Genomic DNA, 277 nt, shown 5'->3' with positions numbered 1-277 from the left:
CAACCCTGTGGCCTTGGCTGGCACTTCGAGCAAGCCACGCTGCGCAACCCGCACGGGGCCGCCTTGCTCTATGGCGACAGCGTGATCAGCTACCACGACGCCAATCGGCGTGCCAATCGCATCGCCCATTACCTGCAGGATCAGGGCATCGGCAAGGGTGAAGTGGTGGCACTGTTCATCGAAAATCGCCCGGAGTTGCTGCTGACCGTACTGGCCGTGACCAAGCTCGGAGGGATCTGCGCCATGCTCAATACCGCGCAGACCCAGGCAGCGCTGG

General features: G+C 63.2%; 1 protein-coding gene. It reads left to right on the top strand.

The genetic code is table 11. The features are described 5' to 3' along the window. The coding region (locus AC0L20_RS40960) for an AMP-binding protein (protein WP_473295819.1) at window positions 1-277 on the top strand (277 nt) is incomplete at both ends.

This window comes from Bradyrhizobium sp. Kon58, from assembly GCF_055807455.1.
The sequence above is the reverse complement of the archived record's forward strand: the minus strand, read 5'-3'. Positions and strand labels throughout refer to the sequence as shown.